At 67.9% G+C, this 25,114-nt stretch carries 22 protein-coding genes; 6 read left to right on the top strand and 16 right to left on the bottom strand.

The window, feature by feature from the left end; translation table 11 throughout:
* Positions 1 to 89: 89 nt before the first annotated feature.
* The 5 genes from V6M49_RS03935 to V6M49_RS03915 all read right to left on the bottom strand — a co-directional run bounded on the left by V6M49_RS03935 (position 90) and on the right by V6M49_RS03915 (position 6,181).
* Positions 90 to 1,742: a response regulator transcription factor gene (locus tag V6M49_RS03935; RefSeq protein ID WP_332760117.1), complete on the bottom strand. Its 1,653-nt coding sequence runs from the start codon at positions 1,740 to 1,742 to the stop codon at positions 90 to 92.
* A gap of 203 nt (positions 1,743 to 1,945) precedes the next feature.
* The gene (locus V6M49_RS03930) at positions 1,946 to 3,469 is read right to left on the bottom strand and encodes an ATP-dependent DNA ligase (protein WP_332760116.1); all 1,524 of its coding nucleotides are present in this window, start codon (positions 3,467 to 3,469) and stop codon (positions 1,946 to 1,948) included.
* 134 nt (positions 3,470 to 3,603) lie between these two features.
* Positions 3,604 to 5,214, bottom strand: coding sequence for a chaperonin GroEL (groL, locus tag V6M49_RS03925; RefSeq protein WP_254747137.1), 1,611 nt, complete (start codon positions 5,212 to 5,214; stop codon positions 3,604 to 3,606).
* Positions 5,215 to 5,291: 77 nt separating this feature from the next.
* Positions 5,292 to 5,588, bottom strand: a complete 297-nt coding sequence (gene groES / locus V6M49_RS03920) for a co-chaperone GroES (RefSeq protein WP_018773735.1) — start codon at positions 5,586 to 5,588, stop codon at positions 5,292 to 5,294.
* Positions 5,589 to 5,797: 209 nt separating this feature from the next.
* The gene (locus V6M49_RS03915; RefSeq protein ID WP_332760115.1) at positions 5,798 to 6,181 is read right to left on the bottom strand and encodes a hypothetical protein; all 384 of its coding nucleotides are present in this window, start codon (positions 6,179 to 6,181) and stop codon (positions 5,798 to 5,800) included.
* 55 nt (positions 6,182 to 6,236) lie between these two features.
* Here V6M49_RS03915 and V6M49_RS03910 point away from each other — a divergent pair, with 55 nt between their 5' ends.
* On the top strand, positions 6,237 to 7,466 hold the full coding sequence (locus tag V6M49_RS03910) for a class I SAM-dependent methyltransferase (protein ID WP_332760113.1): 1,230 nt from the start codon (positions 6,237 to 6,239) through the stop codon (positions 7,464 to 7,466).
* Between the two features lie 27 nt (positions 7,467 to 7,493).
* On the opposite strand, the gene V6M49_RS03905 is transcribed toward V6M49_RS03910, so the two are convergent.
* Entirely contained in the window at positions 7,494 to 8,312 is an 819-nt protein-coding gene (locus V6M49_RS03905; RefSeq protein WP_332760112.1) for a shikimate 5-dehydrogenase, read from the bottom strand.
* Between the two features lie 50 nt (positions 8,313 to 8,362).
* Positions 8,363 to 9,814, bottom strand: coding sequence for a glycoside hydrolase family 3 N-terminal domain-containing protein (locus tag V6M49_RS03900; RefSeq protein WP_332760128.1), 1,452 nt, complete (start codon positions 9,812 to 9,814; stop codon positions 8,363 to 8,365).
* Positions 9,815 to 10,155: 341 nt separating this feature from the next.
* Here V6M49_RS03900 and V6M49_RS03895 point away from each other — a divergent pair, with 341 nt between their 5' ends.
* Positions 10,156 to 11,307 (top strand): glutamate--cysteine ligase, encoded by a 1,152-nt coding sequence (locus tag V6M49_RS03895; protein ID WP_141141172.1) that lies wholly within the window; start codon positions 10,156 to 10,158, stop codon positions 11,305 to 11,307.
* A gap of 89 nt (positions 11,308 to 11,396) precedes the next feature.
* On the opposite strand, the gene tsaD is transcribed toward V6M49_RS03895, so the two are convergent.
* The 6 genes from tsaD to V6M49_RS03865 form a co-directional block, all read right to left on the bottom strand.
* On the bottom strand, positions 11,397 to 12,557 hold the full coding sequence (tsaD, locus tag V6M49_RS03890; RefSeq protein WP_332760110.1) for a tRNA (adenosine(37)-N6)-threonylcarbamoyltransferase complex transferase subunit TsaD: 1,161 nt from the start codon (positions 12,555 to 12,557) through the stop codon (positions 11,397 to 11,399).
* Positions 12,554 to 13,090 (bottom strand): ribosomal protein S18-alanine N-acetyltransferase, encoded by a 537-nt coding sequence (gene rimI / locus V6M49_RS03885; RefSeq protein ID WP_332760127.1) that lies wholly within the window; start codon positions 13,088 to 13,090, stop codon positions 12,554 to 12,556. Before rimI ends, tsaD begins: the two co-directional genes overlap by 4 nt.
* A 2-nt stretch (positions 13,091 to 13,092) precedes the next feature.
* On the bottom strand, positions 13,093 to 13,764 hold the full coding sequence (gene tsaB / locus V6M49_RS03880) for a tRNA (adenosine(37)-N6)-threonylcarbamoyltransferase complex dimerization subunit type 1 TsaB (RefSeq protein ID WP_104062580.1): 672 nt from the start codon (positions 13,762 to 13,764) through the stop codon (positions 13,093 to 13,095).
* Entirely contained in the window at positions 13,764 to 14,342 is a 579-nt protein-coding gene (gene tsaE / locus V6M49_RS03875; protein ID WP_332760126.1) for a tRNA (adenosine(37)-N6)-threonylcarbamoyltransferase complex ATPase subunit type 1 TsaE, read from the bottom strand. The genes tsaB and tsaE overlap by 1 nt, the downstream gene beginning before the upstream one ends.
* 17 nt (positions 14,343 to 14,359) lie before the next feature.
* Positions 14,360 to 15,613, bottom strand: coding sequence for an alanine racemase (alr, locus tag V6M49_RS03870; RefSeq protein WP_332760107.1), 1,254 nt, complete (start codon positions 15,611 to 15,613; stop codon positions 14,360 to 14,362).
* A gap of 78 nt (positions 15,614 to 15,691) precedes the next feature.
* Positions 15,692 to 16,783, bottom strand: a complete 1,092-nt coding sequence (locus tag V6M49_RS03865) for a carbohydrate kinase family protein (protein ID WP_141141176.1) — start codon at positions 16,781 to 16,783, stop codon at positions 15,692 to 15,694.
* A gap of 70 nt (positions 16,784 to 16,853) precedes the next feature.
* Here V6M49_RS03865 and V6M49_RS03860 point away from each other — a divergent pair, with 70 nt between their 5' ends.
* On the top strand, positions 16,854 to 18,296 hold the full coding sequence (locus tag V6M49_RS03860; RefSeq protein ID WP_332760105.1) for a family 4 glycosyl hydrolase: 1,443 nt from the start codon (positions 16,854 to 16,856) through the stop codon (positions 18,294 to 18,296).
* Here the strand turns inward: V6M49_RS03860 and V6M49_RS03855 are convergent.
* Positions 18,293 to 18,817 carry a GNAT family N-acetyltransferase gene (locus V6M49_RS03855; RefSeq protein WP_332760103.1) on the bottom strand — a complete coding sequence of 175 codons (525 nt, stop codon included), beginning with the start codon at positions 18,815 to 18,817 and terminating at the stop codon, positions 18,293 to 18,295. The two genes, V6M49_RS03860 and V6M49_RS03855, sit on opposite strands and share 4 nt — an antisense overlap.
* A gap of 119 nt (positions 18,818 to 18,936) precedes the next feature.
* On the opposite strand from V6M49_RS03855, the gene mshA reads away from it, so the two are divergent.
* The 3 genes from mshA to V6M49_RS03840 all read left to right on the top strand — a co-directional run bounded on the left by mshA (position 18,937) and on the right by V6M49_RS03840 (position 23,046).
* Positions 18,937 to 20,202: a D-inositol-3-phosphate glycosyltransferase gene (mshA, locus tag V6M49_RS03850; protein WP_332760101.1), complete on the top strand. Its 1,266-nt coding sequence runs from the start codon at positions 18,937 to 18,939 to the stop codon at positions 20,200 to 20,202.
* Between the two features lie 53 nt (positions 20,203 to 20,255).
* Positions 20,256 to 21,938 (top strand): formate--tetrahydrofolate ligase, encoded by a 1,683-nt coding sequence (locus V6M49_RS03845; protein ID WP_332760099.1) that lies wholly within the window; start codon positions 20,256 to 20,258, stop codon positions 21,936 to 21,938.
* Between the two features lie 148 nt (positions 21,939 to 22,086).
* Positions 22,087 to 23,046 (top strand): DUF559 domain-containing protein, encoded by a 960-nt coding sequence (locus tag V6M49_RS03840; RefSeq protein WP_332760098.1) that lies wholly within the window; start codon positions 22,087 to 22,089, stop codon positions 23,044 to 23,046.
* A gap of 118 nt (positions 23,047 to 23,164) precedes the next feature.
* Here the strand turns inward: V6M49_RS03840 and V6M49_RS03835 are convergent, their stop codons facing one another.
* Together V6M49_RS03835 and V6M49_RS03830 are read right to left on the bottom strand one after the other, a co-directional pair.
* Positions 23,165 to 24,250 (bottom strand): inositol-3-phosphate synthase, encoded by a 1,086-nt coding sequence (locus V6M49_RS03835; protein WP_056344223.1) that lies wholly within the window; start codon positions 24,248 to 24,250, stop codon positions 23,165 to 23,167.
* Between the two features lie 158 nt (positions 24,251 to 24,408).
* A partial coding sequence (locus tag V6M49_RS03830) for an aldo/keto reductase (protein ID WP_332760097.1) occupies positions 24,409 to 25,114 on the bottom strand: 706 nt, incomplete at its 5' end.

The following is a 25,114-nucleotide window of genomic DNA, read 5'->3' as shown; positions in this document are numbered from 1 at the left end:
CCTTGCCGGCCGCGTCGGCCGAATTATGCAACTTCAGTCACGGCGCGGCTGCGTATTTCTATGTAGTCAGAACGGACCTATGTGGGCCGTCAGCCTGCGAGCCCGTGTTCGTAGGCGTAGCTCGTGGCGGCTGCCCGGGACGTCAGGCCCAGTTTCAGGAAGATGTTGCTGATATGCCGCGCCACGGTCTTTTCGCTCAGGTACAGCTCATCCGCGATGGCCCGGTTGCTTTTGCCTGTTGCCACGAACTGGAGGATTTCTCCCTCGCGCCGGGTGAGGGGCTCCGCCGCGACCCGCGTGGCCTCGCGCTCCACCATGCCTTCGTGAAGCAGCGACGCCGCCCACGCTGCTGCCGGGGCCGCGCCAAGTTCCAGGAACGCATGGTGGGCTGCCTCCAGGTACATCTGCGCGGAGGCCTCATCGCCCAGCGCACGGCAGCCACGGCCGGCCAGCGCCTGGCAGCGTGCCGCTTCGTACGGAACGCCAAGCTCCCGCCACAGCCTCCAGGCCCGGCGCAGGGACTCGGACGCGCCCGCTGCGTCACCTGCGGCCAGGCGGACTGCGCCGTCCGCCTGGCAGGCAACGGCCTGGACCATGGGCCGTGGTGATTCCCGGGCAAAATCCGCGAGCCCCTCAGCGCCACGACGTGCAGCGTCCAGGTCTGGCACGGCAAGCTCGATTTCCACCACGGCGGGCAACAGGTTCCAGCGGGTGGCCGCGTCAGCACCGCCTGCCGCCCGGCGGATCATCTGCTGCGCCTGGCGCACGTCTCCGCGGGCCAGGGCGAGGAGGGCAAGGCCCGGTTGCGGCTCGTAGCCGCTCCGGGCGGCCTGCCGGTAGGAAGCCTCGGCGCCGTCCAGCTTGCCGGTGAGCCGCTGGATGTCACCCTGTTCGTAATAGCCTCCGTAGAGCGCCTGCGGGTCCCCCCTGGTAGACAGTCCCTGGGCGGCTGCTGCCGCCTCAAGCGCTTCAGTCCACGCTCCGTGAAGGCGGAAAAGTTGGGCCCGGTGGGACTGGCACTGGCCGCTGAAGGCCACCAGGCTGGGTTGGTCGCGGCAGTAGCGGTCAAGAGCCGCGGTCCATTCCAGCGCCCTCCGAAGGTCAAAGACCAGATGGCAGTTGCCGATCACAGCACAATAGATAATTCCGGACGGGACGGGGGACAGCTCGCCCGCCGTCACGGCCACCATGACCTCGTCGAACATCCTGAGGCCCTCTTCTGCACGCCCCAGCATCAGCGTCGCCTGGCCGGAGCCCAGGAGGCCCAGCGCGGCAACGTCCCTGTCCTGGAACCGTTGGCCAAAGTCCGCAACCTGGGAGAAGACCTGCAGGGCACCTGCGGGGTCACCGCCGTAGAGCTTGCCCAGGCCCAGCGGGACGAGCAGGAGGCCTTGCACTGCGTTTGGCTCGCTGAGTTCTTCGACCAGCCTCTGGCCGCGGGCGAACCAGCCGCCGGCCTGGGACTCCTCCCCCACGTTCATCAGCTGCATGCCCAGCCAAGCGGCACACCGGGCAGCGCCCGCGACATCGCCCGCCCCCAGGAATTCCTCGTGGGCGCGGGTCAGGGAATCGAGGCCGGCTGTGGTGTTGCCCGCGAGGATTTCTGCGGTCGCCAGCAGCTCCAAGTCCGTTGCCGCCAGTCCGTCGCGCTTGTCAGCATTACGGAAGTTCTCGTAGGCATCGGTCCAGCGCTGCTCGCGGAACGCTGACCGGCCCAGCTCAAGGACCGTCCCAGCCGACATCTGGCCTCCTTCCGGATCCAGTCCGCCCGCGGCCGGCCTGCCTGGCCCCTGACAACCACCGGACGGGTTCGTATTAAGCGCCACGGTACGCCCGCGGCATTCCCGGCACAACAGGGAGGGCGGCAGGTGCCTCGCGGCCCTGATCCCGGTGTCACCTCCGGCGCGTCGAATGCGGCCGGCCGGAAGGATTCCTCGTCCTCCGGCTACGGACGCAGCAGCGCGCGCAGCGTCTGAATGGTGTCTGCCTCCGCCGCCGTCTTGTCGTCGCGGTAGCGCTTGACGCGTGCGAACCGAAGGGCGATTCCGCCGGGATAGCGCGAGGACTGCTGCACGCCGTCGATCGCGATCTCCACAACGGTGACGGGCTCGACCCAGACGGTGCCCGCCGTTCTCCGCACCTCCAGCTCCTGGAACCTCTCGGTCTGCCAGCGCAGCAGCACATCGGTAATGCCTTTGAAAGTCTTGCCCACCATCACGTAGCCGCCGGGTTCGCCGAACTCGCCGGCCGGGTCGAGGGCTCCCAGGTGCAGGTTCGACAGGAACCCGGTCCGCCGTCCTGACCCCCACTCGCACGCGAGCACCACCAGGTCGTAGGTGAGCACCGGCTTTACCTTGATCCAGTTGGAACCACGCCGGCCGGCCGCGTAGGCCGATCCGACCGCCTTCACCACCACACCCTCATGGCCCGCGGCCAGCGCATCGCGCGAGACCCGCTCAGCAACGGCCGCATCCGCCGTGATCTCCCCCGGTATCCGGTACTCGGGGGCGATCCGCTCGAGCACGCCGATGCGCGTCGCCAGCGGTTCGTCGAGCAGGTCGCGCCCGTCGATGTGCAGCACGTCGAAGAACCACGGATGCAGCACGGTAGCGCGCGCCGCATCCGCCCCGAACCGCGACATGGTCTCCTGGAACGGTCTCGGCCCGCCGTCCTCGTCGAGGGCGAGGGTCTCGCCGTCGAGGATCACATCGCGCACCGGCAGCCCTCGCACAACTTGCACCACCTCGGGCAGCCGGTGGGTCACCTCGGCCAGGGTGCGGGTGTAGATGCGCACATCGTTGCCGACGCGGTGCACCTGGATGCGCGCGCCGTCGAGCTTGTATTCCACGGATGCCTCCCCCGTGGCCTCCAGCGCCGCGCTGGCACTGGCCGCGGTCGCGGCGAGCATGGGCTGCACGGGACGGCCGACGACGAGGCCGACAGCGTCAAGCTCGGCCGCCGTTCCCGTGATCGCAAGCAGGGCGGTCCCGCCGAGATCGCCGGAGAGCATCGCCGCGCGGCGTACGGCGTCGACGGGCCGATCGGCGGCGCGGGCAACGGCATCCGTCAGCACCCCCTCAAGCGCACCGGTACGCAGTTCACCGAGCAGCACGCCGGCGATGAAAGCCTGCTCGCGCTCGGTGGCTGCCGCCGTGAGCAACCGGAGGGTCGCGGCGCGCTCCGCGGCTGATCCTGCGCCTGCGGTGACGAGCAGCCGATCCAACGCAGCGTCGAGGTCGGCGACAGTCAGGCTCGGCTCGGCGGCCGGCTTCCCCATGGCTGCTGTCATGCCGCGCCAGCCGATCCCAACACGGCCCTGTCGCGGCCTGGCGATGAGCAGGCCGACGGCCGCCGCGATGTCCACGGGCTCGAGCCGGCGCAGCAGATCGGCCAGTGCGTCGATCTTCGCGAGTCGGGAGCGGGTCGACGCGACGGCATCCGTGGTTTTCACGAGCTCGTCTAGCAGCATGGCATCAGTCTGCCACGCCCGCCGACGCCGGACGCGTAGGCGGGAAAACCTGGCCGCTAATGGTTTGTGGCACAAAAAACCGGCCCAGCCGAAGCTGGACCGGTTCCTTGCGGCTGGGCCCGTCCCGGTGGGGACTAGTGGCTGTGGCCTGCGTGCTCGTCTTCGTTTGCCGGCTTCTCCACTACGAGGGTCTCGGTGGTGAGAACCAGCGCAGCGATGGATGCCGCGTTGCGCAGGGCTGCACGGGTGACCTTGACCGGGTCGATGACACCGGCGGCGATCAGGTCCTCGTACTCGCCCGTCTTGGCGTTGAAGCCGTTGTTGGTTTCGAGCTCGGCAACCTTGGCGGTGACAACGTAGCCGTCGAATCCGGCGTTCTGGGCGATCCAGCGAAGCGGCTGGACCAGCGCGCGGCGGACGATGCCCACGGCAGCGGCGGCGTCGCCTTCGAGTGCCTTGACTGCAGGGTCCTCGTCGAGGGCCTTCAGTGCGTGGATCAGCGCGGAACCGCCACCGGCCACGATGCCCTCTTCGAGGGCGGCGCGGGTGGAGGACACTGCATCTTCGATGCGGTGCTTCTTTTCCTTCAGCTCAACTTCGGTGGCTGCGCCGACCTTGATGACACCGATGCCGCCGGCCAGCTTGGCCAGGCGCTCCTGGAGCTTTTCGCGGTCCCAGTCGGAGTCGGTGCGGGTCAGCTCGGCGCGCAGCTGGGAAACCCGGGCTGCGACGTCTTCTGCGGAACCGGCGCCGTCAACGATGGTGGTGTTGTCCTTGGTGACCGTGATGCGGCGGGCGGTACCCAGCACCTCAAGGCCAACCGAATCCAGGCTGAGGCCCAGTTCCGCGGAGATGACCTGCGCACCGGTGAGGGTGGCGATGTCCTGCAGCATGGCCTTGCGGCGGTCGCCGAAGCCCGGAGCCTTGACGGCAACAACGTTCAGCGTGCCGCGGATGCGGTTGACGATCAGCGTGGACAGGGCCTCGCCCTCAACGTCTTCGGCAATGATGAAGAGCGGCTTGGAGCTCGCCAGCGCCTTCTCCAGCAGCGGCAGGAAGTCCTGCACGGAGGAGATCTTGCCCTGGTTGATCAGGATAAGGGCGTCTTCGAGGACGGCTTCCTGGCGTTCGGAGTCGGTCACGAAGTACGGGGACAGGTAGCCCTTGTCGAACTGCATGCCTTCGGTGAGGACCAGCTCGGTCTGCGTGGTGGAGGACTCCTCGATGGTGATCACACCATCCTTGCCGACCTTGCCGAATGCCTCGGCGAGGAGCTCGCCGATTTCGTCGCTCTGGGCCGAGATTGCTGCCACGCTGGCAACCTGCGTGCCTTCAACCGGGCGTGCGTTCTCGAGCAGGCGGGCTGCAATGGCTTCTACCGAAACCTCGATGCCACGCTTGATCTGGCCCGGAGCGGCGCCAGCCGCAACGTTGCGCAGGCCTTCCTTGACCAGGGCCTGGGCGAGCACGGTGGCCGTGGTGGTGCCGTCGCCGGCAACATCGTTGGTCTTCGTGGCTACTTCCTTGGCCAGCTGCGCGCCAAGGTTTTCATACGGGTCATCAAGCTCAATTTCGCGGGCGATGGTGACGCCGTCATTGGTGATGGTGGGTGCCCCCCACTTTTTGTCGAGGACAACGTTGCGGCCGCGGGGGCCGAGCGTCACCTTGACAGTGTTGGCGAGCTTATCGATGCCGGCTTCAAGCGACCGGCGTGCAGCGTCGTTAAACGCAAGCTGCTTTGCCATGGTTGTGTCCTTTCAAAGACAGAACCCCGCGCTGTTGTTCAGTCAGGGACGGAACAGCAGCACGGGGATCCAAAGAGTTACTTTACGACGATCGCCAGAACGTCGCGGGCGGAGAGCACGAGGTACTCGGTGCCACCGGTCTTGACTTCAGTTCCGCCGTACTTGGAGTAGATAACAACGTCGCCAACGGCAACATCGATCGGAACGCGGTTGCCGTTGTCGTCAAAGCGGCCGGGGCCTACTGCAACAACTTCGCCTTCCTGCGGCTTCTCCTGTGCGGAGTCCGGGATAACCAGGCCGGAAGCCGTGGTCTGCTCGGCTTCGAGCGGGCGGACAACAATACGATCCTCAAGAGGCTTAATAGAGACCGACACTCGGACCTCTCCTTCTACGTCAGCAAATTCATGGACAGTTGAGCTGCTTCGCCGTGGCTGGCAAACCGTCGTCGCGGTGCCGGCAGCAGCCTGGCTGGCAGCTCTTCATGTGTTAGCACCCTCCTAGGGAGAGTGCTAATGATGACTCTATGTATTGGTTAGCACTCGGTCAAGGCGAGTGCCAGAATTATGTCTCCGGCGAACAGCTGTTACCGGCCGGTGAGGTCCTCGAGATCGACGTCCTCGTCGCCGTCGTCCCCTTCCTCAACGGTGCCCCGCCGCAGGTACAGCACCACGGCGCCGCCCACGGCAGCCAGCAGCGAGACCACCAGCAGGATGATGCCGCCTATGCGCGCCCCGGCATAGAGTCCGCGGATTTCCTGTGCCTCGTCCGTGGCGTCCTGGATGTTCTTGCCGCCCACGGAGTAGACGGTGGCGTTGAACGTGTCCAGGAAGAGGATGATTACCAGCAGCGCGATGCAGACCACGGCCACTGCGGATCCTGCAATCAGCGCGGGGCGGGCAAACTTCACCAGGTCCGGCTTGCTTGCTTGGGGTAGTCCGGACGGCTGGGTGCCTGCGCTGTCTTCCATGCCTTCAACCCTAGCGGGAACTGGCCGCCGGGCTACCTCCACTAGGCTTGAACCCATGGCTCAAGCACCGCAGGACCAGATCGCCCCACTGCTCACGAGCGAAGGCTGGGAGCTCCTGGCGTCCCTGGGCCCGTACCGCGAGGACAAGTCCTTTGAGCTCAACGCGGCTCTCCGCAAGGCCGGGCACTCCCCCGCACTGGTCTCGGCCGTCCTCACCCAGTCCCGGCTTCGCACTAAAGCCGAGCTGAAGTTCGGCGAGTTCGCCCGGAGCATGCTCTTCACGCAGGCCGGGCTGGAACAGGCCACGCGTCTCACGGTTGCCGCCCGGCATGCCGAGCGGTTTGCGCAGGCCGGTGTCCGCCACGTGGCCGACCTCGGCTGCGGCCTTGCCGCGGACTCCCTGGCCCTGGCATCGATGGACATCACGGTCACGGCCGTGGAAATGGACGAAACCACGGCCGCCTGCGCCACGGTCAACCTGATCCCCTTCCCCAACGCCACCGTGGTGCACTCGGACGCCACCACCGTCCCGTTGGACGGGGTCGACGGCGTCTGGCTGGATCCCGCACGCCGTGTCACCTCCACCTCGGGCACCAAACGGATCTGGGATCCTGAGGCGTTTTCGCCGCCGCTGTCCTTTGTGGAATCGCTCGCCGCCACCGGGCGCGCCGTTGGCGTCAAAATGGGCCCCGGCATGCCGCACGAGTCAGTTCCCGCCGGCTGCGAGGCGCAGTGGGTATCGGTGGGCGGCGACGTCACCGAGGTGGCCCTGTGGTTCAACTCCGTGCGCCGGCCCGGAATCCGCCGCGCGGCGCTGCTGCTCGGCCCGCAGGGTGCCGCCGAGCTGACCAGCGCTGAAGATTTCGACGGCGGTCCCGCCGCGCCGGTGGGTCCGGCAGCGGGCTACCTCTATGAGCCCGATGGCGCGGTGATCCGCGCCGGCCTGGTGGCCGACGTCGCGCTTCAACTGGGCGGGCACCTGCTGGACGAGCACATCGCCTACATCTGCGCCCCGGAGCTGGTGGACACGCCGTTCGCCCGCGCCTACAAGGTCCTGGAAGTGATGCCGTACAACGTCAAGGCGCTCAAGGCCTGGGTGAAGGAGAACGCCATCACGGTGCTGGACATCAAAAAGCGCGGCACCTCGGTAACCCCGGAGGAACTGCGCAAGCAGCTGTTCGCCGGAAGCAAGGTGGCCGGGAAGAAGGCCGGACAAAAAACAGCCACCCTGGTCCTGACCCGCATTGGGGAGGACCGGGTGGCCATCTCGGTGGAGCCTGCCTAAGGCAGCGAACGGTCCTGAGACCGGGCCTTACTGGGCCCGCATGAAGTCCTCGGCGGCCCGGACCTGCTCGTCGGTGGGCCGGACACCGGTGTAGAGCACAAACTGCTCGAGCGCCTGGATGGTGGCCACCTCGGCGCCCGTGATCACCTGTTTCCCGGCGGCGCGGGCCGCCTTGATCAGCGGCGTATCCGCAGGGAGCGCCACGACGTCGAACACCACTTTGGCTGCCGCGATGGCATCTTCCGGGAAGGACAGCGAGTCCACTTCCGGGCCGCCTGCCATACCGATGGGGGTGACGTTGATGATCAGGTCCGCGGTCCCGCCGTCGAGCGTTGCCCGCCACTGGAACCCGTACTGCTCTGCGAGCGCCCGGCCGGTGTCTTCGTTCCGGGCGATGACGGTGACGTCCGTGAAGCCGGCGTCCCGCAGGGCCGCGACGGTGGCCTTGGCCATGCCGCCGGCGCCCTGGACCAGCACCGAGTAGTCCGTGGGCACGGCGTTGCTTTTGAGCAGCTGTTCGATCGCGGTGTAGTCCGTGTTGTAGGCCTTGAGATGCCCGTCGGTGTTCACGATCGTGTTGACCGAATCGATGGCCTTGGCGGAAGGATCCAGCTCATCCACGAGGGCCATCACGTCCTCCTTGTACGGCATGGACACAGCGCAGCCGCGGATTCCAAGGCCCCTAACGCCGGCGATCGCCTGGGCCAGGTCGGTGGGGGCGAAGGCCTTGTAGATCCAGTTCAGGTCCAGCTGGTCGTAGAGGTGGTTGTGGAACCGCGTCCCGTTGTTGCTGGGCCGGGCCGACAGCGAAATACACAGGGTCATGTCTTTATTCAGAATGGGCACCTGTCCATTAAAGCGCCGTTGACCGATTCGGCGATGTGTTGCGGGCCAAGTTACGGGCAGCCGGTGCCTGCCGGATAGCTTCCGACGGCGGCGGGCAGCTTCCCCGGGGCAGTCGCCTTGCCTGCCAGCACGGCAACGAGGGCGTCAAAAGCGCCAGGCGTGCGGCCGTACAGCGCAATCTTCACCGGGGCAGTGGAATCCTGCAGCGGCCACGGCGCATCCAGTGCCACGGCGATGTCGCCCCCAACCGGCCGACCGGCGTAACCGATGAGGCTGACCAGGGGGCCCGCCCCGGTGCCGAGCCCTGCCTTCGCTGCGGCAGCCTCAAACCGCGCCCGGTCCTGCGCTGATCCGCCCGCAATCCGGATGCTTCCCTCAACGATTGGCGCGCCGCAGTGTCCGGACAGCACCGTGACGGCGGCCGCGGAGACCCGCGCCGAGATGTCGGCGCCGCTGCCGGGGGCTGCGCTGGCGGGGGCCGACCCGGCAGGCGGCGACGTGGCGCGGCCGCGCCAGGTCATCATGGTGGCAACGCGGACAGCTGCTTCGTCCAGGCGGGCCGCCGGCAGTGTTCCGGCCGCGACAGCGCTAACGATGGCTGCGTGGGCCTGCCCCACGTCCGTGGGCATCAGGAGCAGGTCCGCGCCCGCGGCGAGCGCCGCCGTTGCTGCGGTGCCGCCCGGGTATTGCTGCTGGACTGCGCCCATGTTGAGGGCATCGGTCACCGCCACACCGTTGAAGCCCATGCCGCGCAGCGCAGCATAGGTGGGGCCGGACAACGACGCCGGGACGCCGGGTTCCAGGGCCGGTACGGCGATGTGCCCGGTCATGACCATGGGCATACCGGCGGCGATGGCCGCCCGGAACGGCTTCCAGTCCCGGGCTTCGAGTTCCGCGGTGCCCGCGGGCTGCACCGGGAGGTCCTGGTGCGAGTCAACGGTGACGGAGCCGTGGCCGGGGAAATGCTTGACGGCGGGCAGGACGCCGGCCTCCTGCATGCCCTGGGAAAACGCCACCGCCAGTGCTCCTGCTGCGTCCGGGTTGCCGGACATTGACCGGGCACCGATGGTGGGATCTGCCGGGCCGATGGTCACGTCCGCATCGGGGGCGAAGTCCACGGTGAAGCCCAGCGACGCGATCTCCGCGGCCAGGGCGCGGCCGGCGTCCTTGGCGAGTGGCGCATTGCCGGCGGCCCCGTAGCTCAGGGCCGTTGGCCATTCGGTCAGGGGCGCACCCAGCCGCGCCACGATCCCGCCCTCCTGGTCCACGCCGATGAGCCCGGGCCAGGGCCTGCCGTCGGCCTTGGCGGCCTTGGCCAGCCGGGCGTTGACAGCAGTCATGGCAGCCGGATCCGCCTGACCGCGCGCGTCGAGCGGAATGTTGTCGCCCATGATGATGGACCCGGCCAGGTGGAGACGCTCAATGGTGGCGGCCTGGGCTTCGGCGTCCGTGCCGGCGTACACGGGCATCAGCAGCTGGCCGGCCTTCTCCTCGACCGACATCGCCGCCACGGCGGCCGCGGCGACATCCTGGTCCCGCTGCTCGGGGCCCCAGCCCAGCGGCAGCCGCCCGAGGTCAGGTGAGGGAGAAGCGGACGGAGGTGCCGTCGTCGGCCGCTCTGATTCCGGGGTTGAGGCGGGCGCAGGGCCGGAGGTCTCGGGGGCGGTGGCGGGAACTGCCGTGCAGGCAGTCAGTGCGGCCACGGCAGCGGCCGCAATGAGGAGGGTGGTTTTGTGAATACTGTCACGGGTCCAAAGGAACAAGGCCATCAAGACGATGCTACCCCTGCATTAGACTTGAATGCGGCGCGTGCCCAGGGATATCTGAACAGTTAGGGGAACGCATGAAGATTGATTTCGCTTCATCGAAGCAATCAACTCTTGGTGTGGAATGGGAGCTGGCCCTGGTGGACGGCCAGACCGGCGAACTGGCATCAGTGGCCAACGAAGTACTGAGCGGCGTGGTTGCCAAGCACCCCGAACTCAACGAAGACGACGAACACCCGCACATCAAACAGGAACTCCTGCTCAACACCGTGGAGCTGGTCACCGGCATCTGCGAGACTGCCGCCGAAGCCAAGGAAGACCTCAGCCGGTCCCTGGCCGCGGTGCGCGAAATCACCGATCCCATGGGCGTGGAGGTTTTCTGCGCCGGCAGCCACCCGTTCAGCCCGCCGCAGCTGCAGCCCGTGACGGACAAGGCCCGGTATGCCAAGCTGATCGACCGCACCCAGTGGTGGGGCCGGCAGATGGTCATCTACGGCGTGCACGTCCACGTGGGCCTGGACCGGCGCGAAAAGGCACTCCCCGTGCTGGACGGCCTGGTCAACTACTTCCCGCATTTCCAGGCGCTCTCCGCGTCGAGCCCGTTCTGGGGCGGCGAGGACACCGGCTACGCATCGCACCGGGCCCTGATGTTCCAGCAGCTGCCGACGGCAGGCCTGCCCTTCCAGTTCCGGTCCTGGGACGAATACGAGTCCTACGTCCAGGACATGTTCACCACCGGTGTGATCGACACCCTCTCCGAGATCCGCTGGGACATCCGGCCCGTTCCCAACCTCGGCACCATCGAAATGCGCATCTGCGACGGCCTGGCCACCCTGGAGGAGGTGGGCGCGATTGCCGCGCTCACCCAGTGCCTGGTGGATGAATTCTCCACCACCCTGGACAACGGCGGCACCATCCCCACCATGCCGCCGTGGCACATCCAGGAGAACAAGTGGCGTGCCGCCCGCTACGGCATGGAGGCCATCATCATCCTCGACGCCGCCGGCAACGAACAGCTGGTCACCGACCACCTCCTGGAGACCCTGAACCGGCTTGAGCCGGTGGCCGCGAAGCTCGGCTGCCCCGACGAACTGGCCGACGTCGAGAAGATCATCCGCCGCGGCGCCGGGTACCAGCGGCAGCGCCGCGTCGCTGCCGAACACGGCGGCGACCTGCAGGCCGTGGTGCTGGACCTGGTCAAGCAGATGCGGAACGGGCCGACGGGCTAAATCCCACCCGTTGCTCTATCAGTTGTGGTCCCTAAACCGGCGGTTTGGGGACCACAACTGGTAGAGCAAGTTGGTTTTCGGCAGTCGCGTTAGGCGGGGAGTGAAACCTCGGTGACCGGCATCGAGGAATCCGGGGCGAAGCGGATGCCGCTGGGCCCGATCCCGGCCATCACCAGCTGCGCACCGAGGGCCGCCACCATGGCGCCGTTGTCCGTGCACAGGTCAAGCGGCGGCACGTGGAGTCTGATTCCGGCGGACGCACAACGCTGGCCGGTGAGTTCGCGCAGCCTGGAGTTGGCCGCCACGCCCCCGCCCAGCAACACGTCCTTGATGCCATGCTCCCGGCAGGCCAGGACGGCCTTGGACGTGATCACATCCACCACTGCTTCCTGGAAAGCTGCGGCGATGTCGGCCACCGGCACGTCTTCGCCGCGGGCCTCGAACTGCTCGACGCACCGCGCTACTGCCGTCTTCAGGCCGCTGAAGGACCAGTCGTAGCGGTGCTTTCCAGGCTCCTCGGCGGTACCCATGTACTTGGGCTGGCTGAGGCCGCGCGGGAAGCGGATGGCTTTGGCGTTGCCGGTGCGGGCCAGCCTGTCGATGGCCGGGCCGCCCGGGTAGCCAAGGCCCAGGATGCGGGCCACCTTGTCGTATGCCTCACCGGCGGCGTCGTCGATGGTGGAGCCGAGGAGCTGGACGTCGCTGGTGATGCTGTTGATCTTCAGGATTTCGGTATGCCCACCGGAGACCAGCAGGGCGCCCAGGTTCTCGGGGAGACGGCCTTCGTGGCCGAGCCCTACCGCAAGGCTGGCGGTGCGGCCGGCGGTGCCGCTGGCACCAGGGCCGGCGGCAGCTCCGCCGTCGGACTTCCCATCCAGCAGCCCGACGCCGACGTGCGCCACCAGGTGGTTGATGGCATACAGCGGTTTTCCGGTGGCCACGGCGAGGGCCTTCGCGGCGCAGACCCCCACCATCAGTGCTCCTGCGAGCCCCGGCCCGGACGTGACGGCGATGGCGTCCACGTCCTCCAGCGTCACATCGGCGTCGGCCAGGGCCTGGCGCAGGGTGGGCACAAACGCATCAAGGTGTGCGCGGGAGGCGATCTCGGGGATCACGCCGCCGAAGCGGACGTGCTCGTCCATCGAGGAGGACACAGTGTTGGTGAGCAGCGTGGTGCCGCGGACGATGCCGACGCCGGTTTCGTCGCAGGAGGATTCGATGCCCAGCACCAGGGGCTGCGAGCGGTTCATGCCTTGCCTGCTTCTGTTGTGGGATCGGGGGCTGGTGTGTGGGCTGGTGCGGCATCGGCTGGTGCGCCTTCGGGGGCCAGCTGCAGCCGCATGATGAGGGCGTCAACGCCGTCGCGGTAGTACCCGCGGCGGACGTGGATCTGTTCGAAGCCGAACCGCACGTACAGCTGCTGCGCCCGGGGGTTGTCCGCGCGGACCTCCAGGAGGACGTCCGCCGCCCCGCGGAGACCGGCTTCCGTGATCAGCCTGGTCAGGAGCGTAGAGCCGATGCCCCGGCCTTCGAATTCAGGCACGACGGCGATGGTCTGGACATCCGCGATGGGCTCGATGCACATCAGGCCGGCGTAGCCCACTATCTCCCCGCCGCTTTCCGCCACCAGGTAACGGCGCGTTTCCGGCTGGGACAGTTCGGACAGGAACATGTGCAGCGGCCACGCGTCCGCAGGGAACAGCCGCTGTTCGAGGGCGTCCACGGCGGGCACGTCCTCCAGGGTCATGTCCCGGAACACCACTCCGTCCGCGCTGGTCGGCATGCTCACAGGGCCCGCTTCCGTGGGCCGGGGACCTGGGCATCCGATTCCCGGAGGTACAGGGGTGTGGAGTCGAGCAGCTGCCCGCCGGCTGCCAGCCGGGCCAAGGCGAACTGTCCGAGGTAGAGGGCGTCCGGCTGTTCGTTGCTGAAGTCCGGGTCTGCGCGCAGCACGTCACTGTAGAGTCCGGCGCCGGCGCCGTAGGCCGGGAGGTCCGGCAGGTCGGCCGCGAAGCTGACGTGCGGGCCGTCCTCGAGCTGCGGCAACTGGCCGTCGGCGAGGCTGTACCGCGCCCAGTAGACCTCTTTGCGCCGGGCATCCGTGACCACCAGGAATTCGGCCGCGGCGTCGGTGGACTCAGCCACTTCCAATGCCACGGCGTCCAGGCTCATCAGCCCGTACAGCGGTTTGTCCCAGACGAAGGCCAGTGTCCGGGCGGTTGCGATCCCCGAGCGCAGGCCGGTGAACGGGCCGGGGCCCACGCCTGTCACGATCGCGTCAATGTCCTGGCCGGTGACGCCCGCAGAAGCCAGCAGGTCCTCGATGCCGGGTGCAAGCACTTCGGCGTGGCTGCGCGTGTCCTCGGTGGAGAAGCTGGCCACCACGCCTTCGAGGGCGTCGTCCGAGACGAGTGCCGCACTGGCCACGGCGGAGGTGTCGATGGCGAGAATAAGCATCAGGGTGTCCCTTCGAAGACGCCGCCGAGGACAGGCTTGGTGCTCCAGCGGGGACCAAACCCGCGCAGCACGATGGTGCGGGGTTCGTCAAAGTCCTCGGTGTCGAAGTCGAGGATTTCGGTGTGGCCGGGCATTGGTTCCGCGGCGCCTATGGCGTCCAGCCCGATCGCCCGGTGCAGGTCCACTTCCAGCCGGCTCTCGCTCAGGTGCTCCACCCGGCCGCGCCCCCATTCCACCACGGTCACGGACGAGTCCAGCGTGTTTTCCAGGTCAATATCGTCAATTTCCGACGCCGATCCCAGCCGGTACGCGTCCACGTGCACCAGGTCCGGGCCACCGGGCCGCGGGCCGTCGGGCAGGTTGGGATGGATGCGGACCAGGACAAACGTGGGCGAGATGATTCCCGCGCGCACGCCCAGGCCTTCGCCGAGCCCCTGCGTGAAGGTGGTCTTCCCGGCACCCAGCTCGCCGGTCAGCACCAACAGATCCCCGGCCTGCAGCTCCGCCCCTAAAGCGGCACCGAGCGAGTGCGTCTCATCCGCCGTCGTGACTCTCAGCGTCTGCTCCCAGGCGGGCATCTCTGCCGGGAGCACGCTCACGGCGCTGCCTGCCCGGCGTCGGGAGTGCCGGCGTCGGGATTGCCAACGGCAGAACGGCCGACGGCGGGACTTTCGTTAATGAACCGGCGCGGCACCCGCGGACTGATCCGGGTCACGATCTCGTAGTTGTTGGTGCCGGCGGCGACCGCCCAGTCGTCCGCCGTGGGACCGCCGTCGTCCCCGTTGCCGAACAGCACCGCCTCGGCGCCGACGAGGTCTGCGCCGGCGGGGCCGATGTTGCCGAGGTCGATGACCATCTGGTCCATGGCGATCCGGCCCACCACGGGGTAGGTCCGGCCGGCCACCCGGACGGGACCGCCGGTGGCAATGCGCGGCACACCGTCGGCGTAGCCCAGCGGGATCAGCGCCAGGGTGCTGGGGCCGCTGGTGCGGTAGCGCAGGCCGTAGGAGACGCCTTGCCCGTCGGGGACCTGCTTGCATTGGGACACCAGGGTGCGCAGCGTCATCGCGGGCCTGAGGCCCAGTTCGGCGGACGTCTGGCCTTCGAAGGGCGAGAGACCGTAGATGCCCAGGCCCACGCGGACCAGGTCAAAGTGTGTATCGGGGCGGGACAGCGTGGCGGGGGTGTTGGCCAGGTGACGGACTTCAGCGTCCACACCGGCGTCCTCGGCCACAGCCAGCACCTCGCGGAAGGCCGCCAATTGTTCGTCGGTTTCCGGCCGTTCGGGTTCATCTGCCACGGACAGGTGGGAGAAGATGCCCACCACGCGCAGGAGGCCCTGGTCCTGGTACTCCATGGCTTCGCCCAGCAGCTGGTCCCAGGCATCGAGCGCTACGCCGTTCCGGCCCAGGCCCGTGTCCACTTTCAGGTGGATGCGTGCGGGACGTTCCTGGTCACGCGCGGCGGCAACAATCCGGTCCAGTTCCCATCCGGAGCAGCCGATGTCGACGCCGGCAGCCACGGCTGCGGCGAAGTTGCTTTCCGCCGTGTGCAGCCAGGCCAGCAGGGGGGCGTCGATGCCCGCGGCCCGCAGTGCCAGCGCCTCGGAGATATGTGCGACGCCCAGCCAGGATGCGCCGGCTTCGAGGGCGGCCCGGGCCACCGGCACCGCGCCGTGTCCGTAGGCGTCGGCCTTCACCACGGCCATGACCTTCGCGGGTGAGGCCGCGCCTGCCAGCCGCCGCACGTTGTGGCGGATGGCGTCCAGGTCGATGACGGCGGACCGCTCGTACAGAGGAACAGGTCCTGAGGCCGCGCTGAAGTCACCGGTTGTTACGGGATAAGTCACGTTAGTGATTCTAGTGCGGGCGCTCGGGGCGGGATAATCGCGCCGCGTTCCGGGCGCACTGTTCGGGGCGCTACGGCGTCAGGCGTCGGACAGGTGCGCGATGGTGGCGGTGGCCCGGCGCTGCGCTGCCAGCGGGACGTCGCTGATGATGTCTTCCAGGAAACCGAAGCGGCGAAGCCACTGGCTGCTCTGGCGTTCCGGCCGGGAGTTGGCCCGCTTCCACCAGTCGGCGATGTCTCCCCAGCCAGGCGCCGCCAGCGATCCGCCCACCTCCTGCACGGCCAGGGAGGCGCAGAGGTTGGCAAAGCGGAGCCGGTTGCCCAGCGGCCAGCCGGCCAGGCTGCCCACGATGAAGGCCGCGTCAAAGCAATCGCCGGCCCCGGTGGGATCGTAGGCGGCCACCGGCAACGACGGCACCCACTCTTCCTCCCCGGTTTCCGAGTCCACGGCCATGGCACCCTGCGCACCGAGCGTCACCACGGCCACGGGCACGCGGTCCGCCAGCGCATACAGCGCGGACCACGGATTGTCCTTCCCCGTGAACGCCATGGCCTCACGCTGGTTGGGCAGGAAAGCATGGAAGTACTGCAGGTTCTCCAGCCGCACCGGAGCCCATTCCCCGCTGGGATCCCAGCCCACATCCCCGAACAGCTTGACCCCCGCCTGGTGCGCGGCCACCGCCCACGGCTCGATCTCAGCGTCCAACGCGGCAATGCCGGCGAGCGCCTGCGGCGGCGAACCGATCAGTTCCGACGACGTCACGGGGGCCGGGTGCCCATGCGTCACCAGGGAACGGTCGTTGTGGACGCTGAGCGAGACGGTGACCGGGGAATGCCACCCAGGAATGCGGCGCGACAGGCTCAGGTCCACGTGTTCCTGCCCGGCCAGGATTTTCCAGTTGTAGTCGCCGTAGCCGTCGTCGCCGAAGGCGGCTGCGAGTCCCGTGCGCAGTCCCAGCCTCGCCGCGGCGATGGCCTGGTTCGCGACGCCGCCGGGGCAGCTGCCCATGCCTTCGCTCCAGATTTCCGTGCCCGGCTCGGGCGCGTGCGGCAGTCCGGTGAAGATGATGTCCTGGAAAACCGTGCCGGCCAGCAGCAGGTCGAACCCGCCGTCGGACGGTGCGCGGACGGTTGAGAGCGGATCGAAGCGGCGGTCCGGGATGGCGTCCATGTCCGGCAGACTACGCCCTGCCGCGCCCCCACGGTAGGGGCGCGCCCGGCGGCGCCCTAGACTGCTGACTATGCGGCTTATGATTGCCGGCGGCGGCGGATTCCGCGTGCCGCTTGTGTACCGGGCTCTGGCGTCCGGCGCGTTTGCGGGGCTGGTCAGCGAACTGGTCCTGTTCGACGTCGATCCCGCCCGCCTCAGCGCCATCAGGGCGGTGCTGCGCGCCATGCCCGAGTCCGACGGCGGCGCTGCCGGCGGCCCCACCTCCGGCCCGTACGCAGGTGCCAAGGCCCCCGCCGTCCACACCACGACGTCCCTGCCGGAGGCCCTGGCGGGTACGGACCTGGTGTTCGCGGCGATCCGCCCCGGCGGCACGGCCGGCCGGATCCAGGACGAACGCGTGGCCCAGGACCTTGGCCTGCTCGGCCAGGAAACCACCGGCGCGGGCGGCATCTCCTACGCGCTGCGCACCATCCCCGAGATGCTGCATCTGGCGCGGAAGATGAAGGAGTTCTGCCCGGACGCCTGGCTGATCAACTTCACCAACCCGGCCGGCATGGTCACCGAAGCCCTGCTGCCGGTCCTTGGCCGGCGGGTCATCGGGATCTGCGATTCCGCGGGCGGGCTGGTGCACCGGGCGGCCCGCGCGGCCGGGCTGCCGCTGCCGGATGGAAGGCTCGACGGCGTGGGCTACTACGGGCTGAACCACCTGGGCTGGCTCTACCGGCTGGAGTCCGGCGGCCAGGATCTGCTGCCCGGCCTGCTGTCAGATCCGGCGGCCCTCGGCACCTTCGAGGAAGGCAGGCTCTTCCCGCAGCCGTTCCTCAAGGACCTCGGCGCCCTGCCCAACGAGTACCTCTATTACTACTACCAGCGGGACGGCGCCGTCGCGGCCATGCGCTCCATGGCCGAGACCCGCGGGGAATCAATCCACCACCAGCAGGCCGAGCTGTACCCGCGGCTCGCCTCAGCCCGGGCTGACGCCTTCACACTGTGGGACGCGGCCCGGCGCTCACGGGAGGAGGGCTACCTCGCCGAGACGCGGACCCACGGCGAGCAGCGCGACGAGGACGACCTCGCCGGCGGCGGCTACGAACGCGTCGCCCTGGCGGTGATGCGCGCGTTGGCGGGGGCCGGGGACGCCCAGCTCATCCTCAACACGCCCAACACGCTTCCGTCCGGTCCTGTCGGGGCGACCGCCCCCGGAAGCACCACCCCGGAACCGGCCATTCCGGGACTGCCGGCGGACGCCGTCGTCGAGGTCCCCTGCACCGTAACGCCCGACGGCGCGGTGCCGCTTCCGCAGTCAGCCCCGGGACCGGAGCAACTCACCCTCCTCCAGCGCGTCAAGGACGTGGAGCGGTTCACCGTCCGGGCAGCGACGCACGGAGACCGGGCGGCCGCCGTCGACGCTTTCGGCCGGCATCCCCTGGTGGATTCCCCCGCCCTGGGGGCACAGCTCATGGCCGGCTACGAGCACGCGTTCCCTTCGCTGCTGGAGCTTTGGCGCGGCTAGAGCTTCCGGTACATCACGTGCAGGCCCACGTATCCGAGCGTCGGGTGGTTGAACGCCTCGTGAATGGTGGCGAGGATTTCGAAGCCCATCCCCTGCCAGGCGGCCACCGCGCGGACGTTGCTTTCCACCACGGCGTTGAACTGCATGGCCCGGAAACCCGCGTCCCGGGCCGCCTCCAGGGAGTAGGCGCAGAGGGCCCGTGCCACGCCTTTGCCGGCGTGGCCGCTGTGGACCATGTAGCCGGCGTTGGCCACGTGGCTGCCGCCGCCGCCCTGGTTGGGGTGCAGCTCGCCGGTGCCGATCACGCTGCCGTCGGCCGTCACGGCCACAAAAGCCTGCCCGGGGGCGTCCTTGAACCAGCGGGACCGGGCGTCGGCCTCCGTGGTGTCCCGGTCCCAGGTGAACGTCTCGCCGGATCGGATCACTGGCTCCAGGACAGCCCACATGCCGGGCCAGTCGGCGTCCGTGGCGGGGCGGATCGAGTATTCCGCGGACCTGTGCGGTGTTGTGGCTGCGTTCACACGCGCCACGTTAGCAGCCGGTCACGCGCCGGGAGGCCGCCCGGGAGCGGCTGGAGTAGTGTTTTACCGAGTGGGCAACAGCGGGGCCCACGCCGCGCCAGCGGTGGGAAGGAGAAGCCATGACATTGATCCGCAGGGTCGCGTTACTCTCCCTCCACACCTCCCCGATGGAGCAGCCAGGCTCCGGCGACGCCGGCGGCATGAACGTCTACATCCGGGAACTAGCGTCCGCGCTCGCCGAGACCGGCGTAGAGGTGGAGATCTTCACGCGCTCCACGTCAGCCAACCAGGCCGCCGTCGAACATCCGGACCCCGGCGTGTGCGTCCACAACGTGCTGGCGGGGCCGCCGCGGAAGATCCCCAAGGAAGAGCTGCCGGGGCTGCTGCACCACATGGTGGCCGAGATCGAGCAGATCCGCCAGCGCCAGCCGCACGGCCGCTACGACGTCATCCATTCGCACTATTGGGTGTCCGGGATCGCCGGCCTGGAGCTCTCGGAGCTCTGGGGTGTGCCGCTGGTCCACACCATGCACACCATGGCCAAGGTCAAAAACCTCCTGCTGGAGTCCGGCGAACAGCCCGAGCCGCGGCGGCGCGAAGAGGGCGAGCACCGGATCGTCGACGGCGCCGCCCGCCTGATCGCCAACACCACCGCCGAAGCCGGAGAGCTGGTGTCCCACTACGGTGCCGATTACGACCGGATCGACGTCGCACCGCCGGGCGTGGACCTCAGCACCTTCACTCCCGCCTTCCGCGCGCGTTCCCGGGCCGAACGGGGTGTTTCGCCTGAGACATTCCACCTGGTCTTCGCCGGCCGCATCCAGCGGCTGAAGGGCCCGCAGGTACTGCTCAAGGCCGCCGCATTGCTGCGGGCCCGGCGGCCCGAGATCGATCTCCGGCTCACCATCCTGGGTGCCCTCAGCGGCAACAAGGACTTCAACCTCCGGCACCTGATCGCTGAGTCTGGAATGGACGACGTCGTCACGCACCTTCCCCCGGTCAGCGCGGCTGACCTGGCGTCCTGGTTCCGTGCGGCGGATGTTGTGGTGATGCCTTCCTACAGTGAATCGTTCGGGCTGGTGGCCATCGAGGCCCAAGCCTGCGGAACCCCCGTGGTGGGCACCCGGGTGGGCGGGCTGTCCCGCGCCATCTGCCATGGCCGGACCGGACTGCTGGTGGACGGGCACCACGCCACGGACTGGGCGGACGCGCTCGAAGCCATGTACGACGATCCGGACACCCGCGCCGACATGGGGCGGGCCGCGGCCATTCGGGCGGAGAACCTGGGGTGGAACCGCACGGCCGCCATCACGCTGGAGACCTACCACGCCGCCGTCGAACAGCAGGTGGCCAGCCGGCTGACCCCTGCGGTCCCGGCACCGTAAGCGGCGGGCAACCGCCGTCGCCTTCAGTACCCGGCCCCAACCAAAGGACAAAGATGTCTGAACGGAATACCCTCAGCGACCTCGAGATCGCACGGCAGGCAACGATGAGGCCCATCGAGGAGATTGCAGCTGCCGCGGGCATCAACGCCGCCGCGCTGGAACTCTACGGGCGGTACAAGGCGAAGGTTGATCCAGCACTGCTGACTGCTCGGGAGCCGGCAGGGAAAGTGGTCCTCGTCTCGGCCATGTCCCCCACCCCGGCCGGCGAGGGAAAGTCCACCACCACGGTGGGTCTGGCCGATTCGCTGGCACGGGCGGGCCACAAGGTCATGATCGCGCTGCGCGAACCGTCCTTGGGCCCCATCCTGGGCATGAAGGGCGGGGCGGCGGGCGGCGGCTATTCCCAGGTCCTGCCCATGGACGAGATCAACCTGCATTTCACCGGTGACTTCCACGCGATCACTTCGGCCAACAACGCGCTCATGGCCCTTGTGGACAACCACATTTTTCAGGGGAATGAGCTGAACATCGATCCGCGGCGCATGACGTTCAAGCGCGTCCTGGACATGAACGACCGCTCGCTGCGCGAGGTGATCATCGGCCTCGGTGGACCGGCGCAGGGCGTGCCGCGCCAGGACAGTTTCGACATCACAGCGGCCTCCGAGATCATGGCCGTCTTCTGCCTGGCCACGGACCTGGACGATCTGCGCGACCGCGTGGGCCGCATCACTGTGGGCTACAGCTACGACCGCCGGCCGGTCACGGTGGCGGATCTGGGTGTCCAGGGCGCGCTGACCATGCTGCTCAAGGATGCCCTCAAGCCCAACCTTGTCCAGTCCATCGCCGGCACGCCCGCCGTGGTCCACGGCGGCCCGTTCGCGAACATCGCGCACGGCTGCAACTCCCTCATCGCCACCCGGACAGCGCAGCAGCTGGCCGACATCGTGGTCACGGAAGCCGGCTTCGGCGCGGACCTCGGCGCTGAGAAGTACATGGACATCAAGGCGCGCATCGCAGACGTGGCACCGTCCGCCGTCGTGGTGGTGGCGACGGTCCGGGCGCTCAAGATGCACGGCGGCGTCCCGAAGGACCAGCTCAAGGAGCCGAACGTCGAGGCGCTGGCCGCCGGCGTCGGGAACCTGAAACGGCACGTGCACAACGTCGAGAAGTTCGGCATCGCGCCGGTGGTGGCCATCAACAAGTTCGCCACAGATACGCCCGAAGAGCTGGAGTGGCTGCTCGCCTGGTGCGTCCGGGAAGGGGTACAGGCCGCGGTCGCCGACGTCTGGGGCCGGGGCGGAGGGGGCGACGGCGGCGATGAACTCGCGGCGAAGGTGGCCGCCGCGGTGGCGGCGCCGTCGGACTTCCGGCACCTGTATCCGCTGACCCTGTCTGTGGAGGACAAGATCCGGACGATCGTGCAGGAGATCTACGGGGCCGACGGCGTGGAGTTCTCGGTGCCGGCACTCAAAAGGCTGGCCGACATTGAGAAGAACGGCTGGGGCGGAATGCCCGTGTGCATGGCGAAGACGCAGTATTCGTTCACCGACGACGCCTCGCAGCTGGGCGCACCCAAGGGCTTCACCATCCACGTACGCGACCTCATTCCGAAGACCGGCGCCGGCTTCATCGTGGCCCTGACCGGTGCCGTCATGACCATGCCCGGCTTACCCAAGGAGCCCGCTGCGATGCGCATGGACGTCGACGCGCACGGCAACCCGGTCGGCCTCTTCTGACCTATCCCGCTCCCCCACCCCGGACGCTCTCTCACATTTGGTGGCCTTCCAACGAACCCTCTCGCACCTTTGGGGCCTTTCCAGGCAACGCTCTCTCACCTGTGGATAACTTCTGCGGACACCGGCGACTCTGAGGAACAATGCCGGTATGCACACGCAGACTGCGCTTCCGGCCACGTTGGCATCCGGCCCGTTCACGCTCACGGACGCCACCGCCGAAGGCGTCCCTCGGAATCGTCTCCTTCAGCCCGATGTCGCGCATGTCAGCCGCGGACTGTACCGTCCCGCAGATTGGGATTTCGAACTTGAGGCTGCCGCCCGCGCGCTCTCGGCAGCCACTCCGGGTGCCTGGATATCGCACGTGACCGCGGCACGCCTTCGCGCCTCGTGCCTTCCGCCGTGGCTCTCCGACACCACGGAACTGCATCTGAGCAAACCGCGGTCCCTGCCGAGCGTTCGCCGCAAAGGCGTAATTGGGCATACAGTGACGGCGGCTGAGGACGAGGTCGAATCGGTTGACGGAATCCGCATCAGCACGCGGTCGCGTACGTGGCTGGACATGGCCCGCATGCTGCCGTTGAAGGACCTCGTCTGCCTCGGTGACGAGTTGATCCGGCTGCCCCGGCTGGCGTTTGAAGACCGCGACGTACCGTTCACCACCGTTGAGGAATTGCGCATTCTGACGGATCGGCACAAAAACCTCCAGGGAATCGTCCGCGCCCGCGATGCCCTGGAACTCATGCGAGTGGGAGCGGATTCCGGCCCGGAGACCCTGCTCCGGCTGGCAATGCTCGACGCCGGGGTCCCCGAGCCCCAGCTTCAGCTCACGCTGCGGGAGGCAGACCCGCTGTCGCCGTCGGCGGATCTGGGATACCGCCATCGGCGCGTGGCCATCCAGTACGACGGCGGCCATCACCTCATGCCCAAGCAGCAGCTCAGCGATAGGCGACGCGACAAGGCCTTCGAGGCTGCCGGCTGGACGGTCCTCCTTTTCGGCAAGGAGGATCTGGCCGACGGATTCGAACGCGCCGTCAGCATGATCAAGAGGGAACTGCGGTCCGTCTGGGTGGATCCCGCCGTCGTGTCTGGTTTTTCGCGCTCAAGGTAGTAAGAGAGCGTCCGTCATAAACGCCCCAAAACGTGAGAGAGCGTCTTAAACGCCGGACGCTCCCCCACCAAGAAGTGAGAGAGCGTCCGGCAAAAACCCACCAAAGGTGAGAGAGCGTTTAGCGCTCGAGGTCGCCGCGGATGAAGGCCTCGACCTTTTCACGGGCGAGGTCGTCGTTGAACTGCTCCGGCGGGGACTTCATGAAGTAGCTGGAGGCGGAGAGCAGCGGGCCGCCGATGCCGCGGTCCAGGCCGATCTTGGCGGCGCGGATGGCGTCGATGATCACGCCGGCGGAGTTGGGTGAGTCCCAGACTTCGAGCTTGTATTCCAGCGACACGGGGGCGTCACCGAAGTTGCGGCCCTCGAGGCGGACGAAGGCCCATTTGCGGTCGTCGAGCCACTGGACGTAGTCGGACGGGCCGATGTGGACGTTGCGCGGTGCAATGTCGGCTTCAACGTTGGAGGTCACGGCCTGGGTCTTGGAGATCTTCTTGGACTCGAGGCGGTCGCGCTCCAGCATGTTCTTGAAGTCCATGTTGCCGCCGACGTTCAGCTGGTACGTGCGGTCCAGGGTGACGCCGCGGTCTTCGAAGAGCTTGGCCATAACGCGGTGCGTGATGGTGGCACCGATCTGGCTCTTGATGTCGTCCCCCACGATCGGGACGCCGGCAGCGGTGAACTTGTCGGCCCATTCCTTGGTGCCGGCGATGAACACGGGGAGGGCGTTGACGAACGCCACGCCGGCGTCGATGGCAGCCTGCGCGTAGAAGTGCGCTGCATCCTCGGAACCAACCGGGAGGTAGCAGACCATAACGTCGGCCTTGGATTCGCGGAGCGCAGCGACAATGTCAACGGGCTCTTCGGCGGACTGTTCGATGGTCTCGAGGTAGTACTTGCCAAGCCCGTCGAGGGTGTGGCCGCGCTGGACGGTCACGCCGGTGGGGGGCACGTCGGCGATCTTGATGGTGTTGTTCTCGCTGGCCAGGATGGCGTCGGCGAGGTCCACGCCCACCTTCTTGCCGTCAACATCAAAAGCGGCAACAAACTGGACATCGTTGACGTGGTACTTGCCGAACTCCACGTGCATCAGACCCGGGATCGTGGCCTGGGGATCGGCGTCACGGTAATACTGCACGCCCTGGACGAGCGAGGCGGCGCAGTTACCCACACCAACGATGGCAACACGAATCGGATTTGCAGACACGGAGCTCCTTTGAAGACAACTTCAGCCGCCAGAACGGTCAGTACCGGAAAGTACGACGGCGGCACGCTGGCAGTGCGCCATTCGGCGCCTTTTCATCTTACCCAACCAAGCGGGGGCCGGGATTGTTCCCGGCCCCCGTCAGTTGAAGCGTTACGTTGTTACTTCTGCTTCCACAGGTTGATGTCCGACTCGACGGCGAACTCGTCGATGGCATTGACCTCGTCTGCGGTGAAGTCCAGGTTGTTGATGGCGGACAGAGTGTCTTCCAGCTGCCGGACGCTCGAAGCGCCGACGAGTGCGGATGTCACGGAGGAGCCCTTGCCCTGCTCGCGGAGGATCCAGGCGATCGCCATTTGCGCGAGGGTCTGGCCCCGGCCCTCGGCGATCCGGTGGAGCCCGCGGACGCGGTCCAGGTTCTCGGGAGTGATCATGGCTTCGTCGAGTGACTTGTGCTGCGCTGCCCGGGAATCCGCGGGCACGCCGTTGAGGTAGCGGCCTGTGAGCATTCCCTGGGCCAGCGGCGAGAAGGCGATGCAGCCGGCGCCCACCTGCTCCAGGGCCTCGTAGAGGTTGGGGCTGCCGTTCTCGGTCCAGCGGTTCAGCATGGAGTAGCTCGGCTGGTGGATCAGCAGCGGCGTGCCCAGTTCCTTCAGGATCCGCGCGGCTTCGAGGGTCTGCTCCGGGGTGTAGGACGAGATGCCCGCGTACAGCGCCTTGCCCGAGCGGACTGCGTAGTCCAGCGCGCCCATGGTCTCTTCCATCGGCGTTTCCGGGTCCGGGCGGTGGCTGTAGAAGATGTCCACGTAATCCAGGCCCATGCGCTCCAGGGACTGGTCCAGGCTGGCCAGCAGGTACTTGCGGGAG

The sequence above is a fragment of the Pseudarthrobacter sp. genome (assembly GCF_036675385.1).
GTDB lineage: Bacteria > Actinomycetota > Actinomycetes > Actinomycetales > Micrococcaceae > Arthrobacter.
Note: the sequence above shows the minus strand (reverse complement) of the source record. Positions and strands in the feature narration are given on the sequence as shown.

Coding starts and splice junctions, on each gene's coding strand:
- V6M49_RS03930 (WP_332760116.1), bottom strand. CDS start 3,469: ATGCTGCTAGACGAGCTCGTGAAAACCACGGATGCCGTCGCGTCGACC.
- V6M49_RS03860 (WP_332760105.1), top strand. CDS start 16,854: ATGCGGCTTATGATTGCCGGCGGCGGCGGATTCCGCGTGCCGCTTGTG.
- V6M49_RS03865 (WP_141141176.1), bottom strand. CDS start 16,783: ATGGACGCCATCCCGGACCGCCGCTTCGATCCGCTCTCAACCGTCCGC.
- V6M49_RS03935 (WP_332760117.1), bottom strand. CDS start 1,742: ATGTCGGCTGGGACGGTCCTTGAGCTGGGCCGGTCAGCGTTCCGCGAG.
- rimI (WP_332760127.1), bottom strand. CDS start 13,090: ATGCCGACCAGCGCGGACGGAGTGGTGTTCCGGGACATGACCCTGGAG.
- tsaE (WP_332760126.1), bottom strand. CDS start 14,342: ATGCCCGCCTGGGAGCAGACGCTGAGAGTCACGACGGCGGATGAGACG.
- groL (WP_254747137.1), bottom strand. CDS start 5,214: ATGGCAAAGCAGCTTGCGTTTAACGACGCTGCACGCCGGTCGCTTGAA.
- V6M49_RS03910 (WP_332760113.1), top strand. CDS start 6,237: ATGGCTCAAGCACCGCAGGACCAGATCGCCCCACTGCTCACGAGCGAA.
- V6M49_RS03895 (WP_141141172.1), top strand. CDS start 10,156: ATGAAGATTGATTTCGCTTCATCGAAGCAATCAACTCTTGGTGTGGAA.
- tsaB (WP_104062580.1), bottom strand. CDS start 13,764: ATGCTTATTCTCGCCATCGACACCTCCGCCGTGGCCAGTGCGGCACTC.
- V6M49_RS03840 (WP_332760098.1), top strand. CDS start 22,087: ATGCACACGCAGACTGCGCTTCCGGCCACGTTGGCATCCGGCCCGTTC.
- V6M49_RS03915 (WP_332760115.1), bottom strand. CDS start 6,181: ATGGAAGACAGCGCAGGCACCCAGCCGTCCGGACTACCCCAAGCAAGC.
- mshA (WP_332760101.1), top strand. CDS start 18,937: ATGACATTGATCCGCAGGGTCGCGTTACTCTCCCTCCACACCTCCCCG.
- V6M49_RS03845 (WP_332760099.1), top strand. CDS start 20,256: ATGTCTGAACGGAATACCCTCAGCGACCTCGAGATCGCACGGCAGGCA.
- V6M49_RS03900 (WP_332760128.1), bottom strand. CDS start 9,814: ATGTCGGTCGAGGAGAAGGCCGGCCAGCTGCTGATGCCCGTGTACGCC.
- tsaD (WP_332760110.1), bottom strand. CDS start 12,557: ATGAACCGCTCGCAGCCCCTGGTGCTGGGCATCGAATCCTCCTGCGAC.